Source organism: Shouchella tritolerans (assembly GCF_025770735.1).
Taxonomy (GTDB): Bacteria; Bacillota; Bacilli; order Bacillales; family Bacillaceae_D; genus Shouchella; species Shouchella tritolerans.
Genome location: NZ_JAODPB010000001.1, coordinates 181,427 through 204,830, shown reverse-complemented (window position 1 = coordinate 204,830; position 23,404 = coordinate 181,427). Strand labels below are relative to the sequence as shown.

Sequence of the window (23,404 nt, the reverse complement as noted above, 5' to 3'; positions counted from 1 at the left end):
CAATCACTCCTTGCCCGTTATTCGGATGATGAGCACTTTTAAATATTGCCCTTGAGGATAGGCCGGCGAAGTGGCAAAATCCTCTGGAAGCCGATGTTCTTCAAGCAGTTCATAGCTGCAGTTTTTGACTTTGCATGCCTGTTCTACACATTGTTTAAATCGTTTCAATTCAACGTTAGCAGCATTGGTTGAGGCCACAATAACACCGTTTGTCGCTGTTACCGAGAGCGCCTTCTCCAACAAAAGCGTGTAGTCTTTTGCCGCGCTGAATGTCCGTTTTTTTGAACGGGCAAAGCTAGGCGGATCAAGGACTACCAAATCAAACTCAAGCCGATTTTTTTCAGCATAGGATAGATAGCGAAATGCGTCCATAACAACAATATGCTGGTCTTCAACGGCAATGCCATTAATTAAAAATTGTTCTTCTGTTTTCGAACGGCTCCTGTTGGCGAGGTCAACGCTTGTTGTGTAAGCTGCCCCGCCAAGCGCGGCGGCAACAGAAAAAGCACCTGTATAGGAAAAAAGATTTAACATTCGCGCTCCAGGGGCGTATTGGTCACGAATCCGTTTTCTTACGTGGCGCTGGTCGAGAAAAATACCGGTCATTGGCCCATCATTTAAATAAACGGCGTAATACATGCCATTTTCTTTGACAAGCAATGGAAACTGGCCTCGCTCGCCACAAACGAAATCGTCATCTTCGACATATTTGCCTTCACGGGCGAAACGTTTCTTCTCATAGATTCCTTTGTAGGCCGTACACGCAGTAAGCGCCTCAAGAACTTGGCTGCGAAATGAATAAATGCCTTTGCTGTACCACGTTACCACAAAAAAACCTTCATAGTAGTCAATCGTAAGTCCGCCGACTCCGTCTCCTTCCCCATTTAAGACACGAAATGCGGTTGTCTCTTCATTGACAAAAAGCCCGGCCCGTTTGTTTAAAGCCGTTTCAATTTTCCCCTTAAAAAAACGGGCGTCAATCGGCTCGTCTTTGTTAGTGGAAAGCACCCAGCCTTGGCCGACATTCTGTTTTCCATAATAGCCACGCACCAAAAAACGGCCGGTGCCATCTGTAATGCGAAGAGTCGTCCCCTCGCGGACGTCAGCAGGCAAGTGAAAATCATCTTTATGAAAAAGGGGGTATCCCTTTTTTAATCGAACAGCTACTTTATCACTAACCGTAACGGTTTGCTCGTAGGCTTTCATTTGCTCACCTCTTTTAAGTAGTATAACATAGACAAAATCGATAAGCTGTTTGAGAGGGAAGGCTTCTGTCTGATTGGCTTTGTCGACTTCAGTGAAGGGCAATCAATGGAATAAAGCTCTCTTCCCTTCGTGGACACTAATCTTTGCTACCGGAACGACGTCTCCTTTTAAAAGTTGACCATTTTTCAAAAAAAGCATGTTTTCTCCTTCTACGCTACATCACTGCCATGCTTGCTGTTATACTAAAGGAAAGAGTAAGGAGGGCACGTATGTTCAAATGGATTAGTTATATAGAAGGCATCTCGTTGCTGCTATTGCTGTTTGTGGCAATGCCATTAAAATATTTTGCTGGTATTCCTGAAGCAGTAAGCATTGTCGGGATGGCACATGGTGTTTTGTTTATTGTTTACATGCTGTTTGTCGCTTCGTATTTTTTCAGCCGCGCTTGGTCTTTTAAAACGGCGCTGTTGGCAAGCATCGCCTCCGTTATTCCATTCGGCCCGTTTGTGTTTGATAGCCGAATTTTAAAACAACAGCATCCTCCAGCTTTATAGCATTTTTGCTTTCCTACGTTTTAAGATTTTGAGAGCGGGGTAAGCAAAAAACAGGGAGGCGATACAACATGAAACCTGTTTATAAAGAGTTTTTCAATGATGAAGAAGTGGTCCAAGCAGTCAATGCCCTGAAAGCAAAGAACGTATCTGAAGACGACATTTATGTCATCACTCACGACGACGACCGGACAGAGCGTGTGGCCGATAACGCCGACGCTAACAAAATCAGTGCAGCTGAGACTGGGTTAGGCACTGCACTTAAAAACACGTTCCGAAAAAAAGGCGATGAGCTTCGGGCCAAACTTGAAGAAATTGGCTTTACTGCAGATGAAGCTGAACAATTGGAAGAGCGTCTTGACCAAGGCAAAGTGATTGTCGCTGTAACAAATCAAGACGCCCAGTTTACCTTTTAAGCTCTTAAAAGGCCGTCCTCTGCATGGAGGGCGGTTTTTTACATAAACATACCCATAATAGAAAAAGGAGGAGCGTGCCTTGAGCGATCAACTGAAAAAACAATTTTTAGAATGGTTTCTGAACAAGCACCATTTGAAGCATCGCGATGCACGAGATTTGCTTCTCCACATCAAATCAACACCCCACTTGCTACAACAATTGTATTTTACTGAAAAGCCACGCCCTAGGGCACGTACGCTCATCGTCGCCAGCACACAATCGGATGAGCCTGGATTTGTGTATTACTATGGAGCAAAAAAGACAGAAAGCGTCGCAAAAGCGTGGGACGACATCATCACAAACCCATCTGTTCCCTTTTATTTAATTGTCCATTTTTATGGGCGCAACTTAAACCACCATTACCGGCAGTTGCTTGATACACCCCTATCCCGTCCTTACAAAACGTATAAACAATTTCAAATGTATGAGCAGGAAACGAAACAGTTTCTCGACTACGTATCAGAGGCTAATCAAATGAATCGCCTCCGCGCCGCCATCGATAAAGCACTCGATGAACGCAATCATGAAGAGTTTGCCCGATTGACGCGGAAACTACGGCAACTACAAGAAAACCACCAACGCCCCTCTTAACCGCTTTTCACCTAAAGACACAAATAAAAGCCCAGACCTCATTGTCCAAAAAGGTCTGGGCTTCCTTCTTTTATTGTGCTTTCGTTGTCTCCTCAGGCCGTACCCATCTTGAGACAAGTCCATGCGCTGGGGAACAAATAAAACTAACAAGAAACACAGCACCTGTCATTAACGCCATCGACCCTGAAATTGAACTATCTAGCCAGACGGCGACATAATAGCCGAGAATAGCCGACAACGCGCCAAAGGCAGCACTTAAAACGAGCATAATCGATAAGCGGTTGGTCCATAAATAGGCAGAAGCAGCTGGCGTAATGAGCATAGCCACAACCATAATCGCCCCAACTGCGTCAAATGAAGCGACCGTCGTGATCGAGACAAGCGTCATAAATAGATAATGAAGCAACATCACAGGCAAACCGAGGCTTAAAGCCAATGCTGGATCAAAAGAGGTGATTTTCCATTCTTTGTAGAAAGCGAGCACAAAAAACAAAACGATCACCAACACAAGCAGCAACGTGGCCGTAGCAACAGGGATCTCAAAGCCAAAGAGCGTCAATCGATTCCAAGGAATAAAAGCAATTTCTCCCATTAAGGCATGCTTAATATCAAGGTGAACGTTGCCTACAGCTGTTGATATTAATATGACGCCAAGAGCGAATAGCGACGTAAACACAACGCCAATTGAAGCGTCGTGTTCGACCCCTTTGGAATGGAACCACTGAACGAGAAATGTGGTCAATATCCCAGCGCCAATCGCGCCAATGAGCATATGCACGCCTTCTAAGCTCTGGGTAATGAGAAACGCGATGACAATGCCAAGCAAAACGGTATGGCTGATCGCATCGGCCATCATCGCCATCCGCCGCAAAATTAAGTAGGCGCCAACGAGGCCGCATGTAATGCCGACCAGGGCTCCAGTTATTAGAATCCACCCTTCATACGAAATCATGGCTGCCCACCCCCTTCTGCTGCAATCCGCTTTGCTTCCTCGTCATTTTGGGCGCGTGCATCCCGTTGTTGCTTTTTAAATTCAATTCGTTCAGTAAGCAAGCCTTTTTCTTTTCCAAATACAAGGGAAACGAGGAAAAAGGCTGTTGCCGAAAGAACAATGAACGGGCCAGTAGGCCAGCCCGCTCCTTGAGCGCTAATAAACGTGCCAAACGCTCCAGAAAAACCGCCAAAAACAGCAGAGAGGACCATCATCCCCTTAAAGGAATGGGTCCAATAACGGGCGCTGACGGCAGGAATGATTAAAAGAGCAGCCATTAAAATCACTCCGACGGCTTGTATGCCGATTACAATCGTCGTAACGAGGCCAAACACATAGAACCCATTCATAACAGGTACTGGCAGCCCTAGCCCTTTGGCAAAATCAGCATCGAACAAATAGAGCTTCCACTCTTTAAAGGCAATCACGATAAGCAAAATAACCGCTGCCGCCAGCGCCGCCATTGTGTACACATCTTGGCGCACCATGCTCGCCGCCTGGCCAAAAATAAATGTGTCAAGTCCGCTTTGATTGCCACCAGCAGTGCGGTTAACAATCGTTAACAACACAATCCCACCGCCAAAAAAGACGGACAAAATAATGCCCATTGCCGCATCTTCCTTTATGCGTGTCGCAGACCGGATCGCATAAATAAGCCAAGCGCCTAGTAAGGCACTTAAAGCGGCGCCAATAATCAAAAACAGCAATTGTTTCTCTTGAATGATCATGAAGGCAATCACAACACCTGGCAACGCTGCGTGAGACAAAGCATCGCTCATTAAGCTTTGTTTTTTCCAGTAAGCTAGCGTGCCGAACATGCCTGAGGCAACACCGAGCAAAATCGCACTAACGAGGACCCATTGAAAGTTAATGGATGATAGCACTGACATTGCGCCCATCCCCTTTCATGAAGTGGATCGCGCCGCCGTACGTTTTTTCAATATTAGCAGCCGTATACACTTCTTCCGTCGGCCCATGGGCAATAACCGTCTTGTTTAGAAAAAGCACGTGGTCAAAATAGTCAGCCACTGTCTGTAAATCATGGTGAACGACAAGAACCGTTTTTCCCTCTTTACGCAACTCTTTTAATATCGCCATAATCGCTCGCTCTGTAGCAGCGTCGACGCCAGCAAGTGGCTCATCCATAAAATAAAGATCAGCCTCTTGTACAAGGGCACGTGCTAAAAACACACGTTGCTGCTGCCCACCAGAAAGCTGGCTAATTTGCCGATTTGCGTACTCAGTCATCCCGACTTTTTCAAGTGCTTGCATTGCTTTTTCCCGATGTTTTTTTTGCGGCCATTTCAGCCAGCCAATCCGGCCATACAGCCCCATCAGCACAACATCTAGAGCGTTTGTCGGAAAATCCCAATCAACTGAGCCTCGCTGTGGAACGTAACCAATCCGCGTTTTTACTTTTTTAAGGGGTTCGCCGAAAAAGGTTACGTCTCCTGACAAGTAAGGGTGCAATTGGAGCACCGTTTTGATTAACGTTGATTTTCCTGCTCCGTTTGGCCCAACAATGCCCGTTAATGTACCTGGGGCGATCTCAAATGAGACATTTTGCAACACCGTGTTTTTTCGATAAGCAGCGCTAAGCTGCCGGACTTCAATTACATTCATGTTCTGTTCATCTCCTGTTGGTGCGCTCCGCCACTAATCCGCCATCATTTAATTAGTCTTGGCCGCCTCCATTCATAAGCGCATCATAAATGGTTTCGACATTGTGTCGGTACATCCCAATATATGTGCCTTCCTTTGTCCCTGCTTCTCCCATTGCATCAGAATAAAGTGTGCCTCCTAATTCAATGTCAACACCAGCTTCTCCAGCGCCTTCAATCACAGCCTGTATCGAAGAATCATTGACACTGCTTTCTACAAATACAGCAGGTACTTGTTTTTCGACAATTGTATCAATCGTTGATTGAATGTCAGAAATGCCAACCTCGTCTTCTGTGCTTAAACCTTGCAAGCCGACCACTTCTATGTTATTCATACGCCCAAAATATTGGAACGCGTCATGGGCTGTTACTAAAATCCGCTGCTCTTCAGGAATTTCGCCTAACTTCTCGACCGAAAATGTATAGAGCTCATCTAACTCTGCAAAATAATCTTGCTTGTTTTGTTCAAAATAATCGGCTTCACTTGGCGCTATTTCCTTTAATTGTTCAACGGCGGCGTCAATCGCCTGTTGCCACATGTTTACGTCAAACCAAATATGCGGGTCTGTCGCCGAAGCGTCCTCTTCATCATCTAGCAATTCACTTTCCGCCACTTCTTCGCCAATAGCCAGTGCAGGTACATCCACATTGGCAAATACGTCAGACATTTGTGCTTCTAAATGAAGGCCATTATAGAAAATGACATCCGCATTACCAATCGTTTGCAAATCACTTTGCGATGCCTCATATAAATGCGGGTCTACCCCAGGCCCCATAATCGTTTTTACTTCCACAAAATCGCCGCCAATTCTTTCTAATGGCTCGCCAATTTGGGCAATCGTGGCGACGACTTGAATAGGATCATCCTCACTTGGTTCGACTTCTCCGCCCGCTCCATCTGAACAACCTGTCGCAGCAAGTAAGACAACTGCTGCACTTATTGAACTTATACCCCATATGTTCTTATTCAATGACATATCCCCCTTTAGCCATATTCTCTTTTCATTACTTTATGCATAAATGCAGGACACTTTCCTGTCCACAATAAAGTTTCTCTAATGCAACTTTAATAACCAATGCCAACTTTGTCAAGACTCATAGACAAAAAATATTCACAACAAGCAATACAACGTACCGAGATCTTTTCCTGTTCTTCTACATAGCGTGCGTCTAGTTCGACGTTATCATACTTACCAGTAAAAAGAGGTTCCAGGTTTCTGTGGCACCACAAAACGAGCCTTATCCATCTTCGGTGGGACAACTGCTTTGATTGGCATTTGACAGGAAATAAAAAAAGAGCCGTCTTAAGGCCGCTTATACATGCCTTAGACAACTCTATAACCATTATATCCAGCTAGAGCACGCTTTCGATTGCTCACGTCCACACTACAGCACAGCGAGCCTCTGCTTTCTTTATCCCTCACAAAATTGAGAAACCTATTTTATCCGAACACCAAGATCTTCGTTTCCACACAGTCCGTCGTTTAATGAGAACCTGATTTCTCCTCTGCTTTCCGTTTTTCCTTCTGTTGCGGCAATACGACCCAGCGTTGAATAGCAGCGGCAACGCCATCATTGGTGTTTGTTGCTGTAATCCAATCGGCTTTCCGCTTTACAGCCTCTTGGGCATTGCCCATGGCGATACCAAGGCCTGCCTCGGTAATCATAGCAATGTCATTTAAACTGTCGCCAACGGCCATCACGTTTTGCAACGAAATGCCTAAGTCATCGCATACTTTCTTTAACGCAAACGCTTTGTTAATGCCGAGGGCATTGACTTCGATATTAGTTGGGCTTGAGTTGGTTATTTCTGTGATGGCCCGCAGCTGTAGCTCAGCAATAATTTCTTTGCGCACCTCATCATCTTCCGTATCAAATCCGAACTTCAGCCACTCGTGGCCATGCCTATTATCAGGCAACTTGCCGCGGAATATGGATTTCCTTGAAGCGCCCCATACATGAACGCCGTGTTTCTCCGTTAGTTCGTATACATGGTCAACCGCCTCTGGCGGCACCAAACTCGTATTAAAAACACTTCCTTCACAGTCATAAATCTCACCGCCATTAGCGGTCACTAAGAAAGACTTCAGCCCAAGCGATGTTGCGTACTTCCCGCAACTTGCCAACGTCCTGCCTGTTGCTAAAACAACATGGACACCTAATTCCTGAGCTTCTGCAATCGCCTCGCGATTGCCTTCCGAAATTTCGTGATTGTCATCCAGCAGTGTCCCATCCATATCAAGGGCAATTAACTGAATGTGTGGTCCTATTTGTTGGTCCATACGAAAATGTCTCCTCCATTCACAATGCTTTCTATCTTTAGTTTACTATAAATAAATCGTGCCTGATGCCTATGCAAACGAATCTTAAAGCTGTCTTCACATAGGCTTGCTACGCCATCATTGACGAATGAAAGGGAAAGAAAAGGCCTCTCGACCGTTTTGGTTACGCGTCCAAAACGTAGTCGACAGGCCGGCGACGAACATGACGATCCGTTTTCCTTTACCTATTTGCATATTGGTTCCAAAAAGCGACAATGGTTTCCATCCCTTTGTCAAAATTTTCGAGATGAAAATGTTCATTTGGAGCATGGAAATTCTCGCTCGGCAAACCGAATCCCATAAGGACAATCGGAATATGAAGTTGCGAATCAAATGTCTCCACTACAGGAATGGACCCACCCATCCTTGTGTACGCCACTTCTGTCTTATAGACTTCCTCATAAGCGCGGGCACATGCAGCAAATACAGGATCTGTGACTGGAGCTACAAAAGGCTTGCCTGTATCATGACGCTCTGTTGCCACTGTCACTCCAGGCGGCGTATGGGCTTGGATATGGGCTTCGATTTTTTCCAATATGTCAATTGGATCTTGTCCCGGCACTAAGCGGCATGTAATTTTTGCGGTTGCTTCCGCAGGAATGACCGTTTTGACGCCTTCCCCTTGGAAACCGCCATACACACCGTTTAATTCAAGCGTCGGCCTAATCCACGTACGCTCTCGGGCTGTATACCCTTTTTCTCCGAAAAGCTCGTTGACACCAAGCTCTTCTTTCAGTGCCTCTTCCCCGCTCCCTAACGACTTGATGCTTTCCATTTCTTCTGCAGAAGGCATTTCGATCCCTTCATAAAAGCCGTCAATCGTAATTTTGCCGTTCTCATCGCGCATCGAAGCGAGCAATTGCACAAGGGCATGAAGGGCATTTTGTACCGCGCCCCCATACAGGCCAGAGTGCAAATCGCTTTTTGCTCCTTTTACGCGGACTTCTAACGCAGCAATGCCGCGCAGCCCGGAACAGATGGCCGGTTTGCCTGCTTCAAGCATCGTCGTATCGGAAATGAGCAACACATCCGCAGCTAAACGCTCTTTTTCGTTGGCCACGAACTCATCAAGATTAGGCGAGCCAATCTCCTCTTCGCCCTCGATTAAAAATTTGACGTTAAACGGCAATGTCCCTTCTACTTCAAGCATCGTTTGCACCGCTTTCAGATGCATGAACACTTGGCCCTTGTCATCGCTTGCCCCACGGGCATAAAGCTTGCCGTCGCGAACGGTCGGCTCAAACGGTTCCGTTTCCCATAAATGCAAAGGGTCAACTGGTTGAACATCATAATGGCCATAAATCAATATCGTTTTTGCCTCTGGCCCTGCTCCAAGCCACTCTGCATAAACGATTGGATGCTTTTTCGTTTCAATGATTTCCACTTTCTCCATTTTTGCGTTTAGAAACGCTTGCTTCAACCATTTTGCTGCAGCACGGATATCTGCCTTATGCTCGGAAATGGAGCTAATGCTTGGAATTTTTAAAAATGCAGCCAATTCTTCTAAATGCGCGGCGCGGTTTTGACGCAGCCGTTCCTTCACTGAACTTGCCATTCACGCTACACCCCATTATGATTAAGTTCTTTCATCGTATTGTATCATATTTTTTCGCTTTCATTCTTCGTCTGCCGTGCTAAACTTAAACATAGCCTGCAAAACCTGGGGGGATGCTACTATGACGATTCATAGACTAACTGACAAAGATTTCGAGCAAGCTTTTCAGCTTAGCTGCTACGCTTTTCAAGTTGACAACCCTGATGACCACCGCCAACGTGCCCAAAAAGCATGGGAGAGATCAATTAACATCGGCGCCACTGAAAATGGCCAGCTCATCTCAAAACTAGCACTTTTGCCTTTAGCTGTCCACATCCACGGAAAAACGATGCCAATGGGTGGCCTTGCCGGCGTTGCTTCCTATCCTGAACAACGGCGCAAAGGCCATGTGCGCCAACTGCTTGGCCACACATTGCAAACGATGCGTGCAGAAGGCCACTTATTGTCGTATTTAGCGCCATTTTCGGTGAGCTTTTACCGCAAATTCGGCTGGGAAATTCTTTGTGAGGAGACAACCTATAGACTAAATGCCAAACAACTGCCGAAGCCCTTGCCAATTGCTGCCGGCAAGCTAGAACGGGTCGACCCATTTGATTCGAGAATTCGTACCGTCTACGAGAAGCACCTCTCCCATGGAATGCTCGTCCGCGATGCGCAATGGTGGGAGCATCTACAAAACGGAGCGCACAAAACAAAGAAAGCCGTTTTGTACATGGACGCAAGCGGAGAGCCGAGCGCTTATATGATGTATACGATTCAAAAACGGAATTTTGCAACAGCGGAACTGATCTTTGGCAACCAAGAAGACTTAACTGCTTTGTTTGCCTTTATCGGCCAGCACGATTCCATGGCTGACACGGCTGAGTTGACTGTGCCAGCAGCAGAAGGCTTGTCGTATTTTCTGCCAGACGCAAAAACAAGAGCAGAGACAATTCCATACTTTATGGCCCGCATTGTTGATGTCGCTGAGTTCTTCCAAGCTTACCCGTTTCTTGCCGGAGAGCAAGGCGACTTTGTGTTCCATATTAGTGACCCAGTCGCGGAGTGGAACAATCGATTGTTTGCGTTCTCAGTTAAAAATGGAAAAGCACAACCGACAACCGTTGGCGGAGATAAGCCAATATTCGAAACGGACATCCAAACACTGACAGCGCTCATGCTCGGCTATAAACGTCCTACTTTTTTCAAGAATGCCGGCTTCATCCGCGGCGACGAAAAAGCATTACAAGATTTTTTTCGCCTTATTCCCGGAGAGCAGCCAGCTCTTGTCGACTTCTTTTAAGCAACTTAAAAACAGGGGTTGTCTCAAAAGATCGCTGCAAAGCGCTTTTGGGGCAACCCCTGTTGTCGTTACCATTTAAATCGCTGAATCATTTCTTCCAGTTCTTCAGCCAACGCCGACAAGTTTGTGGTCGAACTTAAAATTTCTTCCATTGAAGCAAGCTGCTCTTCAGTTGCTGCTGATACGTTTTGGACATGAGCAGACGTTGTTTCAGCTGCTTGCGAAATATCGTCATACGAAAGCATAAACTGTTCAGTTTGAAAAGCCATTTGTTTCGCTTCGTTTGTGACTTGATTTATTTTTTCACGCACTTCATCCATGTTTGACTGGATAGCCGTAAAGGAAGCACCTGCATCTTGAATGACTTCGACCCCTTTTGCCACTTCGCCTTTGCCTGCTTGCATCGCTTTTCCAGCACTCATCGTCCCTGTTTGAATGTCGCGAATTTGCTCCTGCACGTTTTGGGCAGCTTCGTTTGTCTGTTCTGCTAGCTTCCTGACTTCATCGGCAACGACTGCGAAACCGCGGCCATGCTCGCCAGCTCGTGCAGCTTCAATCGAAGCGTTTAAAGCGAGCAAGTTCGTTTGCTCGGAAATATCGGAAATTAAGCGAATCACTTGGCCAATTGTTTTCGCTTGTTGTTCCAGCGACTCAATCGTGCCAGCAAGCTCAGATACATGGGCATCAATGGCATTCATTTGCGAAACGCTGCGTTCCACGCCTTTCTGTCCGCTATCCACAATCGCAGCCGCTTGGTCAACGGCTGTTTGCACGCTAGATGCAGACATGACAATACCGGAAATGCCCTGTGACACAGAAGTGGTTGCTTTCCGCCCCTGTTCCATGCTGGACGATTGGGCGTCAACCCCAGAAGAGACCTCTTGGACTGCGAGTGTGATTTGCTCAGTTGCCTGCATATTTTGCTCGGTGCTCGCTTGCAATTCTTCAGAGGAAGAAGCCAAATAAGTCGCTTTATCTTGAATATGGCTTACTGTCAGAATAAGTGAATTCCGCATATCGTCAAACGCCTCAGCTAGGGCGCCAATTTCGTCATTGGCAAGTGCCTTTCCTTCGTACTTCGCACCTAAATTGCCGCTTTTGATCACGTTTGCCATTTTAGCCAATCCGGAAAGGGGAGCAACGACGGAACGGACGACAAAGTAAATGATGACACACCCGCCCACCAATGTCGCTGCAATGACAATCAGCATCGTCTGCAAGATTGGTTGAACCGTTTGGCTTGCCTCATTCGGCAACATTGTCCCAACTAACACCCAGTCGGTTGAGCTAATTTTATTATAATTCAGCTCCCGCACAACGCCGTCTTCATCAGACTGGAATTGCCCGCTTTCATCTTCAAATTGCTGCATTAAGTTAACCGGCAAAAATTCACCTGTTTCCTTATTCGGATGTGTGACAATCCGTCCAAATTGGTCGGCTAAATACATATAGCCTGTACTGCCGATTTTTGCAGCATTGACTTGATCCGTCAGCTCTTTCAGGCTAATGCGAATACCAAGAACGTTCGTAGAGTCAGCAGTTAACGTCCCCATAATGACCTCGACGTGCTCCTCTTCCCCTTCGACTGTCAAAATCGGTTCACTAATCGACACCTCGACTTGCCTGGCATTCGCCTGTTTAAACCATGATGATTCTTGGAGCTCTTCTTCTGAGCCAAATCCAGTTGAGCTGTTATAGGCAACCGCTTCGCCTGTCTGTCCAACTAAATAGACTTCTAAAATATTCTCGTTAATGTTCGTTAAATCAACAAGGCGCTGCTCAAGTTGTTCCTCTGAGAGTTCCTTTACATTGATCGTACGGCCAGCGTAATGGACGCTATCTGTTTGCAGCTCCATAAATTGTTGCAGCGATGCATGGACATTGGCTGTCGTATGGCTTGCTTGCTCAAGCATCGTTTCTTCGACATTGTCTCTCGTGCTCGCATAAGAAAACAACCCGATGACTAAGCTTGGTATTAGTAGAAAAAGGCCAAAAGCCAAAAAGAGTTTCCATTTTAAGTTAAGCGTCTTTTTTCCGATCATCTTTCCCCTCGCCTTTTACGTCCTTTTCTTTTACATCGGCAAAAAGCGAGCAAAGTAAAGAGATTTGTAGAAAATTTGACAATCTTTTCTGTAATTGGGCACTCTGACCTGAAAAGAAAACAAAAAAAGCCGCACCAAAGGTACGGCTCTGGGATGTTTGCATATTCCCCTCTTCACCTAAAACGTGTTGCTGTTGTTACACATCATCATGTTGCCTTTTTTCTTCAATCAGTCGTTCTTTCATGCTTCTTAGTTCGTCAGAAAGGGAAACCGGATACACTTCGGGAACTTCTAAGCGCAAATACTCTTCCCAAAACGTGTTCTTTTGGCGCTGATGGTAGGCCCGCACTTCTTCTAATGTCGGGACATCGTACACGCATTTGCCTTGCTTAAAAATTTGCTTATGGAGCTCAACTGCCTCAAAATCGCGGATTTTCTTCGCTTTCAACGGATTGGTCGGATGTTTTAAGACAATTTCTGATTGGCCATCCAGGCTTTCATGGGCTAAGCAAATGTAGTCCCCTTTTGCCATTCCGTCTGGGCCGAATAATCGATACACTTTTTTGCGGCCTGGATTAAGAATTTTTTCGATGCTCTCTGATATTTTAATAAGCGGAATCCAGTCATCCTCGTTGTAGGTGCCCGCTTGCAACTCTTGGGGCAGAGGCCGTCGAGCTACAATTTTATGGACGCCTCCTAAGGCTGGGTTATCGTAAGCGGTAATAAATTTTGTGCCTACGCCCCAAATGTCAATTTGTGCTCCTTGCTGTTTTAAAGAAGCGATGGTGTATTCATCCAAGTCATTGGTCGCCGCGATTTTTACATGCTCAAGCCCTTCTTCATCGAGGCGTTTGCGCACTTTTTTCGACAAATACGCCAAGTCGCCGCTATCTAGGCGCACTGCCGTCATCTCAAAGCCTTTTTCTTGTAGCTTGCGTGCAGTCGTAATCGCATGAGGCAAACCGCTGTTTAACGTATCCGTCGTGTCGAGCAGGGGAATCGTCTTTTGAGGAAACACGTTGGCATAAGCGAGAAACGCCTCTAGCTCTGATGGATGAAACATAATATATACATGGGCTTGTGTTCCTGTAATCGGCATCGAAAACTGTTTGCCTGCTTTCACGTTGCTTGTCGCATTGAAGCCCGCAATGTAAGCCATTTTGGCGCCATATACACTAGCGTCTCGCCCTTGCGCCCGGCGTTTTCCCATTTCAAGCAAGCCGTCTTTTCCGGCAATGGTTTTAATGCGTGATCCCTTAGTCAACACAAGAGACTCAGCGTTGATAATGTTTAAAAGCATCGCCTCAATCCAAATGCACTCCCATATCGGTGCTTCTAAACGGATAAGGGGTGTATTCGGGAACACAAGGTTGCCTTCTTCGACTGCATACATATCACCACTAAAGCGCAATTTGCGCAAATCTTCAAGAAACGCTTCTTCAAATCCTTCTGGTTGCTGGCGCAAATAATCGAGATCAGCCTCCGTGAAATGGAGGTTGTTCATCGTTTCAATTAAGTGCCCAAGGCCGCCGAAAGCAACGTAACCGCCAAGCTCGCCGCTAAAATCGCCTACGCCTTTTACAAACGGCGCTTTTCGGTAAAAATCATCGTAAACAACTTGCGTTTTGTGCAACCCTTCTTTCCACAGCGCATACATCATTGTGATCGCATAATAGTCAACATCTAAACCATAATCTTGCGCTGGGTTGTAATAAGGAACAACGTGGAACGAGTGATTTCCACAGCGAACGCATGCTTCTGCTGACTCTCGTTCATTTGAAAATTGCGGCTGGTCACAGCGCCTGCATATATGTACAAAACGATAGTCGGTCGGCTTAATGTAATCAAATATGGTTTTCGCTTGTGGCATCGGTGCTTCTCCTTTTGTCACGGGAACCTCTCTGATTCCGTAGTCATTGCCAGTATAACGCTGTCACGTGATGATTTCAAATCGAGTCTCCAACCAGGTTTCGTGAACTACCCACCACTTATCACCTTTGCAGGTCGCTTGAAGTGGGGGCTTCTTGGGTAATCGCCCCTTTTGGTAGCTGGAAATGAAGCAAACGAACCCTCTTGTTCCAAGAGTTGTCTTTCATTAGGTCATTTGATATGACCACCCAATAACTGAATATTCCCATTGACGACATTCGTTGTGTCGCTTTGTTTATAGCGTTTCCTTTTGAATGTTGGGAACTTGGCCTTCCCTTTGAGAGGGAGACTTCTATAGGAAGTACGTTAAAATAAAAGGACAGCCACAAAACGCCAAAAGATGGTAAGATGATGGATGAAAGCAAGGAGGAATGCCTGTGTCTATTGCATTGAAACGGAGACACCATCTCGTCTTTTTGGCGTCTGTTTTCTGTTTTTGGCTATGCACTTACAGCTATGTGCCAATATTTAGCCTTTATTTAGAACAAATTCCCTTTACGTATGCAGCGATTGGGATTATTCTCGGCAGTTACGGCATTACGCAAGTGTTGCTCCGTTTTCCACTTGGCGTCTTGCTTGATTCATTGCGACATTTGCGCAAGCATTTTTATGTAGGCGGCTTTGTAGTCGCTATCCTAAGCGGAATCATTTTACTATCGTCGACTTCGTTTGCATGGGTTTTGACAGGACGTTTGCTAGCAGGCGTTACTGCTGCCATGTGGGTGATGGCGACGATTATGTACGCCGACTATTTTGGTCCAGGTCAATCTGGTCGAGCAATGGGAACGTTGCAATTTTTGACGGTCATGCCGCAATTTCTCAGCATGGTAACGGCCGGCATTCTCGTTGAACAATTTGGCTGGAGCATTCCGTTTTGGGTCGGGATCGTCGCGGCAGGAATCGGACTCTTACTTGCCCTTTTTATTAAGGAAGTGCCGCAAGAAGCAGAGAATCATGGCTCTCAACGTTTAGGGAAACAAGTCAAGGCAGTGCTGTCAATCAAACATCTGCTGCCATTAACGTTTGTATCGCTATTTGCGCACGCTCTGTTGTTTATTTCGATTTTTGGGTTCACGCCTGTTTATGCAAATGCCCACGGCGTTCGTGAAGGGCAGCTTATTTGGCTGATGGCTGCTTTCTTTATTCCACATGCCGCTGCATCTTTAGGAGTTGCTTTTTTTAATGTTTCAAAGCGCAATGAAATCCGGTTGATTGTGCTTTCTCTCATTGTCGCTTGTTTCACTTTTTTTTGTATGCCGTTTGCTACAACACTGGCAACGATCAGTCTGTTGCACGGCGTCATTGGCTTGACAATCGGTGTAGTGTTGCCGCTGTTGCTCTCACAAATTGCTTCACTCCCACAGCCTTCTTTAAAAACGTCCGTTATGGGTTTCTACCAATCTGTCTATGCGATCGGCATTTTTATTGGCCCGTACGGCGCAGGCTTTGTTGCTGAACATATCGGCATCGCTCACATTTTCACATTGGCAGGAATTATCTCGCTTCTCGCTTTAGCGATTACAATGCCACTTTTGCGGCGAGACAAGAACGAACCGAGTAAAAGCGACGAAGCCTCTTAGGCCAAAGGGCGAAGCTGTTTAGAAAGCCGGTTAGTGCATTTAACCGGCTTTTGCTTTGCCTATAGACAATCCAGTTTAGAATGGGACTAGTAAATTTGTAATTAAAATAAACGCTAATATTGCATAATAGCGCTCACTCTTATAATTAATTTCAGAAGTTGGCATAGAGAGACTATAAGATCGATTATATTTACACAATTATATTACTTTTTTTACATAACAAATACAAAAAATTGAAAATAATACTTGCTTTATGGTAATTGGTTTTGTATACTAATTTTAATCTATTGGGAAAATTTAACGAGAAAAAGGTGAGGATAATAAAGAAAACCATTCTTTTTGCTCCAGAAACTTTTAACTTAGCTGAAACCACTAGATCAATAGAAGTTGCCAAGAAATGTTCTGCGTATTTCCGCTGCATATTTATAGGTTATTCAACAAAATATGCTTACCTCATCGAAGAAGCAAACTTTGAATTTTTTCATCTAGAGCCCCACTTAACAGAAAAACACATTGAGCAAATCATGAAAGTTGATCAGATGAAAGGTATAAAACATCCTTTTACATATAGCATGCTGAGAAAACGGGTTAACAGCGAGAAAAAAATCTTCAATGAATTTCGCCCTACAGTTGTTGTTATTGGAACGACTCTTAGTATTTTTATTTCAGCAAGAGCTTGTGAAATCCCTATCGTATATATTAAGCCTTTGGCGTACACAAGAACACACTTTTTAAAAGGACATCATAAAATACCCGCCATATTAAATAATTTTCTAGTGCCCAAAAAAACGATTTTAAACCTTTATAAAAAAATTGCTTTAAACATTACTTACAAACCAAAGTCTTTTTCTCAAATAGCAAAAGAGGAAGGAGTCAGTCTCCCTAAGTATACGATAGATGCACTAGATGCCGATTATAATTTAATCACAACAATTCCAGAAATTAGCGGTATATATGATCTCCCCCTCCATTATCAATACATTGGGCCAGTTTACGCTAAATTAGATACTCCTATGCCCTCATTTGTAAAGAATATTAAGACAAGTCAGCCGATCATATATTTTGCGATGGGAAGCTCTGGAAGTAAAGATATCCTTATAAAGATCTTAAACTTACTAAAGCATTTGCCTGTAGTCGTCCTCTGTCCAATGAAAAAAACATTAGCGTCTAGCGCAAACGATTTTTCAAATGATGGGAACATTCACATAAGCGACTATCTTCCCGCCCATAAGTTGGGAAACATCATAGATTTATCGATTATCCATGGTGGTGAAGGCACGGTTCAAACAGCTTGTTTATCAGGAAAGCCCTTTTTAGGACTTGGACTCCAGCAAGAACAAAAGTCTAATATACATGATTGCGTACTTTTTGGAAACGCCCTAGAACTTACAAAAAGAGACATTACGACTAAGAGGTTAAGCCAATTAATAGAGTCTACCCTAAACAGTAAAGAAATGAAGATTAAAGCAAAGAAAATGAAAGAACTTATGGAACATGTAGACGGTCCAGCAAACGCTGCTAAGTTTCTAGTAGATCATTTTGCCCCAAATAAATAAACCATTGGAGGTCGACTATGGATAAAGTATACGACGTTATCATTAATCATTTAGCTGAAATAACAGGATATGATCTACTTGACATATCACTAACTGATTCATTAGTAAATGACCTTGGGCTGGACTCCATGATGGCCATGGATTTTTATCGGTTAGTAGTGAATGATTTTCCTGAAATAAAAGAGGCCGATCTAGAAAACATATTTCAACAAGAAGATGTAACAGTCGGAACCATTCTTTCATTGGTTTCTACAGAACTAGGCCTTGACAATAAGCCTCCATCTTTATTAGACAGCTTGCCCGAAGTTATAGAATTCCATCAATATTTAAATGCCAGAGAACATGTTCCATATTTTAGAAAGAATGATGGGATAGCGTCTAACAGAATCATTATAGAAGGGGAAGAAAAAATTAATTATTCTACTTACAATTATCTAGGTATTAACGGCTCTGACTTTATTAATCAATCGGTTATAGAAGCGATAAGTCGCTTTGGAACAAGTGTTTCTGGGAGTAGATTACTTAGTGGGGAAATTAAAATCCATCAAGAACTCGAGCAAAAAATTTCCCATTTTTTAGGTTCAGAAGATGCGATTATTCAAGTGGGGGGGCACAGTACAAATGTAAATATCATTGGAAACATTATGAATGAAGAAGATCTGATTCTACACGATGCCTTAGCCCATAATAGTATTATTCAAGGAGCTATACTGTCTAAAGCAAAACGAAAACCCTTTAAACATAATGATATGGGGCATTTAGAAAACGAGTTACAGAAATTAAGGCAAAAATTTCGTAGAGTGTTAATCGTTGTAGAGGGTGTTTACAGCATGGATGGTGACATCTGTAAATTACCAGAGCTCATTAACCTTAAAGAAAAATACAATGCAATTCTCATGGTAGACGAGGCTCATTCAATTGGGACTATCGGTAAAAATGGACGGGGTGTTACAAGCTACTTCGGCGTTAATCCTAAATCTGTAGATATATTAATGGGTACACTAAGTAAGTCATTGAATAGTTGCGGCGGCTATATCGCCGGCAGTAAGGACTTTATAACATACCTACGATATAATTCGCCAGGATTTATTTTTAGCGTAGGAATGACTCCAGCCAATGCTGCTGCAGCTTTAGCCTCATTAACTTTATGCGAAACAGGAGATGCGTTATTTCAAAAATTGACCGATAACCATACTTATTTTCTGGAAGGACTAAAGAAATTAGGCGTAAATACTGGGGAAAGTTATGACACTCCAGTTATCCCATTAATTACGGGAAACTCTGAGAAGGCCCTTGAATTTTCAGAAGTTTTATTCAGAAATGGAATTAATGCAATGCCTATTGTTTATCCTGCAGTTAAAGAGAATGAGGCTAGACTTCGATTTTTTATTTCAGCCGCACATACTAAAGAAGAACTCCAGATCACATTAGAAACGATTAAAGAAAACTTGAGTATTTTAATTGATAACAGAATTGCTAGTAAACTATAAATTAATATAAAAACGAAAATCCAAGACAGGAAGCGCCCTGCTTCCTGTTAATGATTCATCATCGGTCATAAGGAGGGTACCGTTGTGCAGTACGATGTGTTACTAAATAAACATGAATCATATTTCTCGGCTAAACGGCATAAAGTACCGGAGAGATCCTTCCGTATAAACCTTTTAGTGAAGCTGTCTAAAATAGTAGGCGTAAGAGATACCCCTTTATTTCAATTACTTTTATTCTCTAAAGTGAAAAACTACATAAGATTTATTTTTTTGAGCCAAGTATACAAAAATTTTATTGATGTAAAAGAAATAACAAAAAGCGATTGCTATAACCACAACATATTTAACTCATTTATGGACTTGGGCATTCAATTGGAGATGATTTCTCAAAATGGAGAAACTTACTCTCTTAATAAGAAATACATAGTGGATGAAATAAATAAAAATCAATTAATCAACTTAGTTAATGGAGATTACAATAAGGAGGTAACTACACTTTTTTATGATTATCATTTCATTGAAAATGCCATTACGCAGAAGGAACATACTTCACTTGGCAAGCTAATGAGAAAAACAGAATTTGTATATATAAAAGAAGTGCTTACCTATCTGCAAGAAATTAATGGATTAGATTTGTGTCAACAAGTATCCCCTAGTTTTTCCGAAAACTTTTACACTAATCTTGGAGAATTAGCTTTTAATATTTATACAAAAAACAATTATGTATCATTTATATCAAAAAAACAAATTACCTCTTTTTTAGATATCGGGTGCGGAAATGGTAATTATATTGATATTCATTTAGATTCCAATGACATCAAAATCGTTGGAGTTGAAAGGCAGCAAGAAGTTTTCGAGAAGCTCCTACATAAATATAAAGATAGAAACAACGTGGAGTTATATAACGATGACATAAAGAACCTTACTTTCAATACAAAATTTGACATGATCAATATGAGTTATATGCTATTTTATCTCAATCAAGAGGAAAAGGAGGACTTATTTAAGAAACTAAAAGAAATCCTTGATAAAAACGGCTCGATAGTAATATGTCAGTATTATCCTGACTTCGAAATGTATCAAGAATTGATTGCAAAGCATAACAAAAAATGGAACTTGCTTTCCCGTTATAAATATGATATTTGCAATAGCATTCTTCAAGCCGAAGTTCTATTAAATAATATGCTTACTGATTTTGCCCAAGCTGAACAATGGAATCCTTTCCTCGACCTATTAGATTCTCATGGCTTCAAAGTAAGTGAAATTGTCCCAGCAGACGATACGTATTATTCGTATTTTATTACAATTAACCATAAAAATGGAGGTTCGAATGATTAAGGCTAGAAACATCACGAAGATTTATAACGCAAATAAGCAAAACGAATTAAAGGTGCTAAAGGGCATTAATCTTGATATAAGGAAAGGCGAGTTTTGTACAATAATAGGAAAATCGGGATCCGGTAAGACAACAATGCTTAAATGTTTGTCTGGGCTAGAAAGCGTTACATCAGGAGACATAGAGGTAAACAATCGCGATGTTTGTAAACTTACTAAAAAAGAAGTAAATGATTTTAGACGCAATGATATTGCTTTTGTTTTTCAAGAATATAATTTAATAGACGACCTAACTTTGCATGAAAATATTTATTTAGAACATCCATTGAATAAAGAAATTGAAAGCTTTATTGATGAATGGGACATTCGCAAAGCTATAAATTTATTCCCCCATCAATGTTCTGGAGGACAACAACAAAAAGCGGCTATACTAAGAGCCCTTGTAAAAGAATCTAAGATCCTATTTTGTGATGAACCTACTGGAGCACTTGATGGTAAGTCATCTAGGGAAGTCTTGACAGTACTGCAAAACCTACAACAAAGCCATCAAACTACGATTGTTCTTATAACCCATAATGAGCAAATTACAAAGATCTCTAATCGCGTCATTACCATTCATGATGGCCAAAAGATAAACGATGAAGTACAAACAGAAGTTACATTGGTGGAGAGTTTAGAATGGTAAATAACAATACAAAGAAAAAGCTTCAAAAACGAATCGGCAGAAGGTTGAATACTTATAAGCTAAAATTGTTAGTGATATTTCTTGTCGTTTTTGCTACAACAAGTATTTTTGTAAGTTTCTTTGTAGGCACTAGCAGTGTTCTCCAGTCAGTTGAAAACTTTAATAGTGATTACAATGTGGAGGACGGGACATTTATTACTATTGAGGCGCCTAAAACACTTAAGAACATTGATTATGAAGAAATTAAATACGGTGAGATACGACAAGACGGCACCACCATACGTATATTTCAAGAGAGGGAAAAAATCAACAAGCACCAAGTTACAGATGGTCAAGATGTTCAGGGTGTTAATGAAATATTGATCGACAGTAACTTTTTAACTTCTAATGACTTAGCTATTAATGATGAATTAAATCTTGATGGTGAAACTTTAAACATTGTTGGAACGGCCATTTCTCCAGATTACATTACAACCAAAAACAGCGACCTTGTTTTACAGGCCAATTCAGAAGTTTTTGGCATTGCATTTGTTAACGAAAAAACATTTAATACTCTTTTTGGGAACGAGTTCTCGTCCTACTATGCTTATAAGAGCGACCTCAGTGTAGAAGAAGTTTCAGAGATAGTTGAACCAATCTATCTAAATGATTCTCAAAACAATACTAGAATACAACAAGTCATAGGGGATGCGGAAGCACCGAGAGATCTTGCCCTGCTTCTGACGTTCTTGCTATATCTAATAGTAGGTGTCCTCTTAAGTGTTTATCACTTTGAAATGTCAAAAAAAGAAACAAACAACTTGGAAATCTTTAATAAGTTGGGTTTTAGTAAGCGAACCATTTTCAAACATTACACAACTGAAACAAATTTAACACTATTAATCGCCTGGATCATTGGCTGTACACTTGGATTCTTTTCCATTGAAACCATCATGCAAATGAATAGCCGTATTTATAATTATCCCTTACTCGAAATGGATTGGGCACTTCTGGCTATTTGTTTAATAGTTTCATTAATAGTCGTGTTGGTTATAAACTTTGTTTTAGTGTATCAATTTTATATAAAGGCCAAAAAGAAAAAAAGTAAAATCAAATCAGCCAAAAAAGTGACAAGCAAATTTATACATTTTATTCCGTTCACTTATCGTTATCGTTTAAAACGAATAAACAGGAATAAAAAAGAAATGGCCTTGTTTATGATATTGATTTTCTTTGTTGGGTTATTGATTAACTTCTCTTTCTTGTTAAAAGACTCAGTAACTAAGTATGTGGATGATTTAGCATCCGAAAATATTTTTGAAGAAATCCTGTTTTTAAAGCCATTGAATCAAGATGAGTTTAATGGCGAAGAATTTGAATTGTATAGCCTATACGATCAGGAGGGAATTACACAGAGCGTTTATGTGATAGGCTCTGATTCAACGTACTATAAATACGATTTAGAGCTTGAAGACGGGGATGTAATCATCACTCAAGCGTTTGCTGATAAATACGGGAAGGCCGTTGGGGATGAATTGGTTCTTAAAGACGTAACGAACCAGGAAGATTACTCGTTTAAGATCAATAAAATCAACAACGTCACCACAGTAAGCACTATTTATTTAGTCTCCGATGACGGAGATCTATTTAACAGTGAGACATATTTTACCCCAGCCATTGCCCGCGCAGAGCCATTTGAAGAGGCTAATGATGATGGAATAGAAGCTACTTTGACTAGAGACGAGATCATAACATCTGGGGAAAATATTTTAGAAGTGATAAACAAGCAGATTACCCTAATCCTTTCATTGGCTATTGTTTTGCAAATTGCTTTGTTGTACTCACTTTTAGAATTCAGTTATCAAAACAGCATTCAATCAATTAGAACGTTAAAGTTAGAAGGTTTTTCAACAGCTGAAGTGATGAAAATGCATTTTGCTTTCTCTTTTCCTATTGCGGTCCTATGTATTATTGGATCCTATCTTTTATCACAAATTGTAGTGAGAACATTCCTTGATCAAATTATGTTTGATTTTGTTAACTTTGTTAAAGTAACTGACAATCTGTTGATTATACTAGCAAGTAATGGAATGGTAATTGCTATTTTTACCTTCTTCTTAATAAGAACAAGAGCAAAAATAAAAAACATTAAATGACATAAACTGCGGTGATAAGTCAAGGAATTTTCAGACAT

The 23,404-nt window shown here is 42.3% G+C and carries 19 protein-coding genes; 10 read left to right on the top strand and 9 right to left on the bottom strand.

Annotated features, from left to right (window positions below):
* Positions 1-3: 3 nt before the first annotated feature.
* Positions 4-1,206, bottom strand: coding sequence for a class I SAM-dependent rRNA methyltransferase (locus N6H06_RS00945; protein ID WP_263705435.1), 1,203 nt, complete (start codon positions 1,204-1,206; stop codon positions 4-6).
* A gap of 269 nt (positions 1,207-1,475) precedes the next feature.
* Between N6H06_RS00945 and N6H06_RS00940 the strand changes: the two genes are divergently transcribed.
* The 3 genes from N6H06_RS00940 (at position 1,476) to N6H06_RS00930 (ending at position 2,804) form a co-directional block, all read left to right on the top strand.
* A complete protein-coding gene (locus N6H06_RS00940) occupies positions 1,476-1,760 on the top strand; it encodes a DUF3817 domain-containing protein (RefSeq protein ID WP_062744877.1) in 285 nt (94 codons plus the stop codon).
* Positions 1,761-1,828: 68 nt separating this feature from the next.
* Positions 1,829-2,173 (top strand): general stress protein, encoded by a 345-nt coding sequence (locus N6H06_RS00935; protein ID WP_062744876.1) that lies wholly within the window; start codon positions 1,829-1,831, stop codon positions 2,171-2,173.
* Between the two features lie 79 nt (positions 2,174-2,252).
* Positions 2,253-2,804 carry a YpiB family protein gene (locus N6H06_RS00930; protein WP_062744874.1) on the top strand — a complete coding sequence of 184 codons (552 nt, stop codon included), beginning with the start codon at positions 2,253-2,255 and terminating at the stop codon, positions 2,802-2,804.
* A gap of 70 nt (positions 2,805-2,874) precedes the next feature.
* Here the strand turns inward: N6H06_RS00930 and N6H06_RS00925 are convergent, their stop codons facing one another.
* From N6H06_RS00925 to N6H06_RS00900, 6 genes are all read right to left on the bottom strand, one after another.
* Positions 2,875-3,753 (bottom strand): metal ABC transporter permease, encoded by an 879-nt coding sequence (locus tag N6H06_RS00925; RefSeq protein WP_062746521.1) that lies wholly within the window; start codon positions 3,751-3,753, stop codon positions 2,875-2,877.
* Positions 3,753-4,685, bottom strand: a complete 933-nt coding sequence (locus N6H06_RS00920; RefSeq protein WP_062744872.1) for a metal ABC transporter permease — start codon at positions 4,683-4,685, stop codon at positions 3,753-3,755. Before N6H06_RS00920 ends, N6H06_RS00925 begins: the two co-directional genes overlap by 1 nt.
* Complete coding sequence (locus tag N6H06_RS00915; RefSeq protein WP_062744870.1) at positions 4,663-5,418, bottom strand: metal ABC transporter ATP-binding protein; 756 nt, start codon at positions 5,416-5,418, stop codon at positions 4,663-4,665. The genes N6H06_RS00920 and N6H06_RS00915 overlap by 23 nt, the downstream gene beginning before the upstream one ends.
* A gap of 52 nt (positions 5,419-5,470) precedes the next feature.
* Positions 5,471-6,433, bottom strand: coding sequence for a metal ABC transporter solute-binding protein, Zn/Mn family (locus N6H06_RS00910; RefSeq protein ID WP_263705434.1), 963 nt, complete (start codon positions 6,431-6,433; stop codon positions 5,471-5,473).
* Between the two features lie 507 nt (positions 6,434-6,940).
* Entirely contained in the window at positions 6,941-7,738 is a 798-nt protein-coding gene (locus N6H06_RS00905; RefSeq protein WP_263705433.1) for a Cof-type HAD-IIB family hydrolase, read from the bottom strand.
* A gap of 220 nt (positions 7,739-7,958) precedes the next feature.
* The gene (locus tag N6H06_RS00900; protein WP_263705432.1) at positions 7,959-9,332 is read right to left on the bottom strand and encodes a dipeptidase; all 1,374 of its coding nucleotides are present in this window, start codon (positions 9,330-9,332) and stop codon (positions 7,959-7,961) included.
* A 121-nt stretch (positions 9,333-9,453) separates the two neighbouring features.
* Between N6H06_RS00900 and N6H06_RS00895 the strand changes: the two genes are divergently transcribed.
* Complete coding sequence (locus N6H06_RS00895) at positions 9,454-10,614, top strand: GNAT family N-acetyltransferase (RefSeq protein WP_263705431.1); 1,161 nt, start codon at positions 9,454-9,456, stop codon at positions 10,612-10,614.
* A 68-nt stretch (positions 10,615-10,682) separates the two neighbouring features.
* Here the strand turns inward: N6H06_RS00895 and N6H06_RS00890 are convergent, their stop codons facing one another.
* Together N6H06_RS00890 and N6H06_RS00885 are read right to left on the bottom strand one after the other, a co-directional pair.
* Positions 10,683-12,656 carry a methyl-accepting chemotaxis protein gene (locus tag N6H06_RS00890; RefSeq protein ID WP_263705430.1) on the bottom strand — a complete coding sequence of 658 codons (1,974 nt, stop codon included), beginning with the start codon at positions 12,654-12,656 and terminating at the stop codon, positions 10,683-10,685.
* 196 nt (positions 12,657-12,852) lie between these two features.
* The gene (locus N6H06_RS00885) at positions 12,853-14,526 is read right to left on the bottom strand and encodes a nicotinate phosphoribosyltransferase (protein WP_062744853.1); all 1,674 of its coding nucleotides are present in this window, start codon (positions 14,524-14,526) and stop codon (positions 12,853-12,855) included.
* Between the two features lie 436 nt (positions 14,527-14,962).
* On the opposite strand from N6H06_RS00885, the gene N6H06_RS00880 reads away from it, so the two are divergent.
* The 6 genes from N6H06_RS00880 to N6H06_RS00855 all read left to right on the top strand — a co-directional run bounded on the left by N6H06_RS00880 (position 14,963) and on the right by N6H06_RS00855 (position 23,366).
* Positions 14,963-16,165 (top strand): MFS transporter, encoded by a 1,203-nt coding sequence (locus N6H06_RS00880; protein ID WP_062744851.1) that lies wholly within the window; start codon positions 14,963-14,965, stop codon positions 16,163-16,165.
* Positions 16,166-16,476: 311 nt separating this feature from the next.
* Complete coding sequence (locus N6H06_RS00875; RefSeq protein WP_062746519.1) at positions 16,477-17,721, top strand: glycosyltransferase; 1,245 nt, start codon at positions 16,477-16,479, stop codon at positions 17,719-17,721.
* A 17-nt stretch (positions 17,722-17,738) separates the two neighbouring features.
* A complete protein-coding gene (locus tag N6H06_RS00870) occupies positions 17,739-19,211 on the top strand; it encodes an aminotransferase class I/II-fold pyridoxal phosphate-dependent enzyme (RefSeq protein ID WP_263705429.1) in 1,473 nt (490 codons plus the stop codon).
* An 84-nt stretch (positions 19,212-19,295) separates the two neighbouring features.
* Complete coding sequence (locus N6H06_RS00865) at positions 19,296-20,549, top strand: class I SAM-dependent methyltransferase (protein WP_263705428.1); 1,254 nt, start codon at positions 19,296-19,298, stop codon at positions 20,547-20,549.
* A complete protein-coding gene (locus N6H06_RS00860; protein ID WP_062744847.1) occupies positions 20,542-21,231 on the top strand; it encodes an ABC transporter ATP-binding protein in 690 nt (229 codons plus the stop codon). Before N6H06_RS00865 ends, N6H06_RS00860 begins: the two co-directional genes overlap by 8 nt.
* Positions 21,225-23,366 carry an FtsX-like permease family protein gene (locus N6H06_RS00855; RefSeq protein WP_263705427.1) on the top strand — a complete coding sequence of 714 codons (2,142 nt, stop codon included), beginning with the start codon at positions 21,225-21,227 and terminating at the stop codon, positions 23,364-23,366. The genes N6H06_RS00860 and N6H06_RS00855 overlap by 7 nt, the downstream gene beginning before the upstream one ends.
* Positions 23,367-23,404 lie beyond the last annotated feature (38 nt).